The sequence below is a fragment of the Oleiphilus sp. HI0080 genome, from assembly GCF_001635135.1.
In genome coordinates this window covers 1-3,994 of sequence record NZ_LWFU01000557.1, presented here as the reverse complement: position 1 = coordinate 3,994, position 3,994 = coordinate 1, and the positions used below count along the sequence as shown (strand labels likewise).

The window sequence follows — 3,994 nt, the reverse complement described above, 5'->3', positions numbered from 1 at the left end:
ACTTTTAAAAATCATGGTAGAAAAGGGGGGATCTGACCTCTTCATCACGGCGGGCGTTCCGCCCAGCATCAAGATCCATGGCAAGATTGTCCCTGTTACGAAGCAATCTCTTACACCAGAGATGTGCCGAGAAATTGTCTTTGATACCATGACAGAGAAGCAACAAGACGAGTTCAACGAGAACAACGAGTGTAACTACGCGCTCAGTGCTCGTGGCATTGGTCGTTTTCGTGTATCTGCGTTTTCACAACGCAACCTATGCGGCATGGTCTTGCGTCGAATTGAAACCAATATTCCACGCATCGAAGATCTCGGCTTACCGGAGGTGATTAACTCATTGGCCATGACCAAGCGAGGCCTAATTATCTTCGTTGGTGCAACCGGCACCGGTAAATCGACCTCCCTCGCATCGATGATCGGCCATCGAAACCGTAATAGTAAAGGCCATATTATTTCGATCGAAGACCCTATTGAGTACATTCACCAGCATGCAGGCTGTATCGTTACTCAACGCGAAGTCGGCATCGATACCAACTCCTTTGAGGTCGCACTCAAAAACACACTCCGTCAAGCTCCGGATGTCATCATGATCGGCGAGATTCGATCCAAAGACACCATGGAATACGCGGTCACCTTCGCAGAGACAGGACACCTATGTTTGGCGACGTTGCACGCCAACAATGCAAACCAAGCTCTCGACCGTATCATCAACTTTTTCCCGCCAGAGCAGCATAACCAAATTTGGATGGACCTTTCATTGAATATGAAAGCCATTGTCGCACAGCAACTTGTTCCTACCCCTGATGGCAAGGGACGTCGAGCGGTGATCGAAGTATTGCTCAACACGCCTCTATGCGCAGATCTCATTCGGAAGAAAGAAGTGGCGAAACTGAAAGAGCTGATGACTAAATCACGCGATGTAGGAATGCAAACCTTTGACCAGGCGCTTTATGACCTGTACGCTGCCGGCGAAATTACCTATGAAGATGCCTTGGCGCATGCTGACTCTGCAAATGACTTGAGACTTCTTATCAAGTTGGGTTCTGATGCCTCAACTCCAGATGAGCTTACAAGCAACACTGACAGACTCAGCATTCAAGACGACGGAATGACGCCGTAACGCGTTAGTAGAACGAGCCTAAGTATAGTAGGCGCCCATACTTAGGCATGTTGAACGTTAAGTAGTACCAGATGAAAACGCAGGCCAAACTGCTCGCAAAATATATGGATTCCGCTGGGCCCGGCTACGTGGAGTGGTTGGGTTTGCGCCCTTCTCGAAGAGCAGACATGCTCGTTCAATCTGAAGTCACTGCCAAAACTGAAAAAGGGCTCTGCGGTGATCATTCTGCGAAACGCGCCAGCGGCTCAGCTCGACAAGTCACGCTGATCAATGCGGAAGATATTCAAGCGCTTTCCAGTCTCTTGGACTTAGCCTCAATTAATCCTTCAGTTCTCCGCAGAAATATCGTTGTTTCCGGAATCAACTTGCATGCGATGCGCTATCAACTATTAAAAGTAGGTGACGCGATCGTTGAAATCGGGGCGCACTGTCATCCGTGCTCTAGGATGGAGAAAGCACTTGGCGCTGGCACCTTGCTCGCGATGTTTAACCGAGGCGGATATTGCGCGAGAGTCGTGCAGGGTGGCTCCATCAAGGTGGGAGACACTGTTCGGGTCACACAATTACAGCGCGAACTTTTTTAAGCACATACAAAAAAACCCGCTCAATGCGCGGGTAAATCACGGAACACATCCTCTTCAATTCACGAAATCAAACCTTGCCTAAGCTGCGTTTGAGTCAGAACTCTCCTCTTCTATCGTCTCTTTTACGGCCGCATCCTGCTTATGTTTTTCAACGGACTCAACTTTTCTCTGCTTCTCATACAAGAAGGTCAGAACCTCATGTCGATAATGGTTGTATTGCGGATTGTCGGCCAACGCCAATCGATCACGTGGTCTCGGTAACTCCACATTCAACACCTCACCAATGGTCGCGGCTGGACCATTCGTCATCATTACAATGCGGTCTGACAGTAAAACAGCCTCATCGACATCGTGCGTAATCATGATGACGGTGTTCCCTAGCTCAGCATGGATTTCCATAACCGAATCTTGAAGGTGCGCGCGAGTTAACGCGTCCAACGCGCCAAAAGGTTCATCCATCAACAAAACCTTAGGCTCCATCGACAAAGCTCTTGCAATACCGACGCGCTGCTTCATTCCCCCAGAGATTTCAGAAGGCAGCTTATCGAGTGCGTGTGTCATGTGCACCAATTCAAGGTTGTGCGACACCCAATCTTTGATTTCGGCCTTCGAGCGGTCTTTACTCGTTTGCTTTACCGCCAACTCGACATTCTTGTAGACGCTCAACCATGGAAGCAAAGAGTGGTTTTGGAAAACCACGGCTCTATCTGGGCCCGGCTCTGTCACTTCCTTACCATCAAGAATGACACCACCGTTTGTCGCCTGATGAAGCCCGGCCACAATGTTCAAGACCGTCGACTTACCGCATCCAGAATGCCCAATAAGTGAGATAAACTCGCCTTCTTTGACGTTTAAGTTTACATCCTGCAAGGCCGTAAAAGGCCCTTTTGGAGTAGGGAAATCAATACCAACTTGCGTCAGCTCTAAGTGTGATTTAGACATCGTATTCTCCTGTTATCGCAAGTCAGCGGTTTTGTCCCAGCTCACATGTTTTTGCACTGCAAGCATCATGCGATCAAGTAAAAACCCAATGAGGCCGATCGATAGAACCGCAACCATAATGCGCGCCAACGAGGCCGAGCTTCCATTTTGGAATTCATCCCAAACAAATTTACCAAGACCCGGGTTCTGAGCAAGCATCTCGGCTGCGATCAATACCATCCAACCTATCCCGAGTGACAAACGTAAACCGGTAAAAATAGCTGGGATCGCAGAAGGCATAACGATTTTCGTTATGTGTTTCATTGGACTAAGGCGCAGTACTTTGCTCACGTTGACGAGGTCACGGTCGATACTAGAGACACCAACGGCGGTATTGATTAGCGTCGGCCACAGGCAACACAACGAGACTGTGACCGCCGAAGTGATAAAAGACTTGGAAAAGAAAGGATCATCCGTCACATAAACAGCACTGACGATCATCGTCACTAGAGGCAGCCATGCCAGCGGAGAAACCGGCTTAAACAACTGAATAAGCGGATTAATCGCTGAATACGCTGACTTGCTTAAACCACATAAAATTCCTAAAGGCACGGCAATCAATGAGGCAAAAATAAAGCCTGTTGCGACCGTGACAAGGCTGGTTAAAATCTGTTGGAAGAACGTAGGAGCTCCGGTGAAAGGGCGAATTTTCGGCTCATAGCTCGGATCTTGCGCTAAACGCGCTGCATTACGCTTCTCTTGTCGCTCGTAAAATGCTTCTGCTTTCGCAACTTCTGCGTAATGCTCATTAATCAGGTTTTTTGATTGCTCCAACACTTGTACCGGCCCAGGAAATTTTCCAAGGGAGGTATCAATGTTTTGCGCGACCACGTTCCAAAGCGCTAAAAACAGCGTCAAACCAAGCAAGGGCAATGCAAGCGCGGTAGACCATTGTTTCAGTTTATCTGCAGTCAGCATTTTGATGCCATTTGAGGGCATTACAGCCTGTTTAAACATAGTACTCATCTCCAGACCGGTCACTAGCACTAAGTTACTAGTGACCGATACTCTTTTCTAAATTTGGTCTTTCGATTTCAACCCGATCGGGAAGTTCTCCAGATATGCATTGGGCTTCGTGCCATCGTAAGTCTGGCCATCAATAAACTCTGACTGCGGCGGTTTAAAGCCGGTTTCAGACGCAAACTCAGGGAAGTCAGACGCCTTGGCCTTACCTTCAGCGATCAGTGCCTTAGCCGCGACAGCATAAATGTCAGGTCGATAAACCTTCTTTGCGGTTTCCATATACCAGTCATCCGACTTGTGCTCAGAAATCTGGCCCCAACGACGCATCTGCGTGAGATACCAAATA

Annotated in this window: 4 protein-coding genes and 1 pseudogene; 2 read left to right on the top strand and 3 right to left on the bottom strand. The window is 48.4% G+C overall.

Annotated features, from left to right (window positions below; genetic code table 11):
• Both A3751_RS12285 and A3751_RS12280 read left to right on the top strand, forming a co-directional pair.
• A partial coding sequence (locus A3751_RS12285; protein WP_068456417.1) for a PilT/PilU family type 4a pilus ATPase occupies positions 1-1,120 on the top strand: 1,120 nt, incomplete at its 5' end.
• A 71-nt stretch (positions 1,121-1,191) separates the two neighbouring features.
• Positions 1,192-1,704 carry an MOSC domain-containing protein gene (locus tag A3751_RS12280; RefSeq protein WP_068456412.1) on the top strand — a complete coding sequence of 171 codons (513 nt, stop codon included), beginning with the start codon at positions 1,192-1,194 and terminating at the stop codon, positions 1,702-1,704.
• Between the two features lie 78 nt (positions 1,705-1,782).
• Here the strand turns inward: A3751_RS12280 and A3751_RS12275 are convergent, their stop codons facing one another.
• From A3751_RS12275 to A3751_RS12265, 3 genes and pseudogenes are all read right to left on the bottom strand, one after another.
• Positions 1,783-2,646: an ABC transporter ATP-binding protein gene (locus A3751_RS12275; protein WP_068456407.1), complete on the bottom strand. Its 864-nt coding sequence runs from the start codon at positions 2,644-2,646 to the stop codon at positions 1,783-1,785.
• 12 nt (positions 2,647-2,658) lie between these two features.
• Positions 2,659-3,603 carry an ABC transporter permease gene (locus A3751_RS12270; RefSeq protein WP_068456414.1) on the bottom strand — a complete coding sequence of 315 codons (945 nt, stop codon included), beginning with the start codon at positions 3,601-3,603 and terminating at the stop codon, positions 2,659-2,661.
• A gap of 96 nt (positions 3,604-3,699) precedes the next feature.
• Positions 3,700-3,994 (bottom strand): annotated as a pseudogene (locus tag A3751_RS12265) (nitrate ABC transporter substrate-binding protein); the annotation flags it as partial.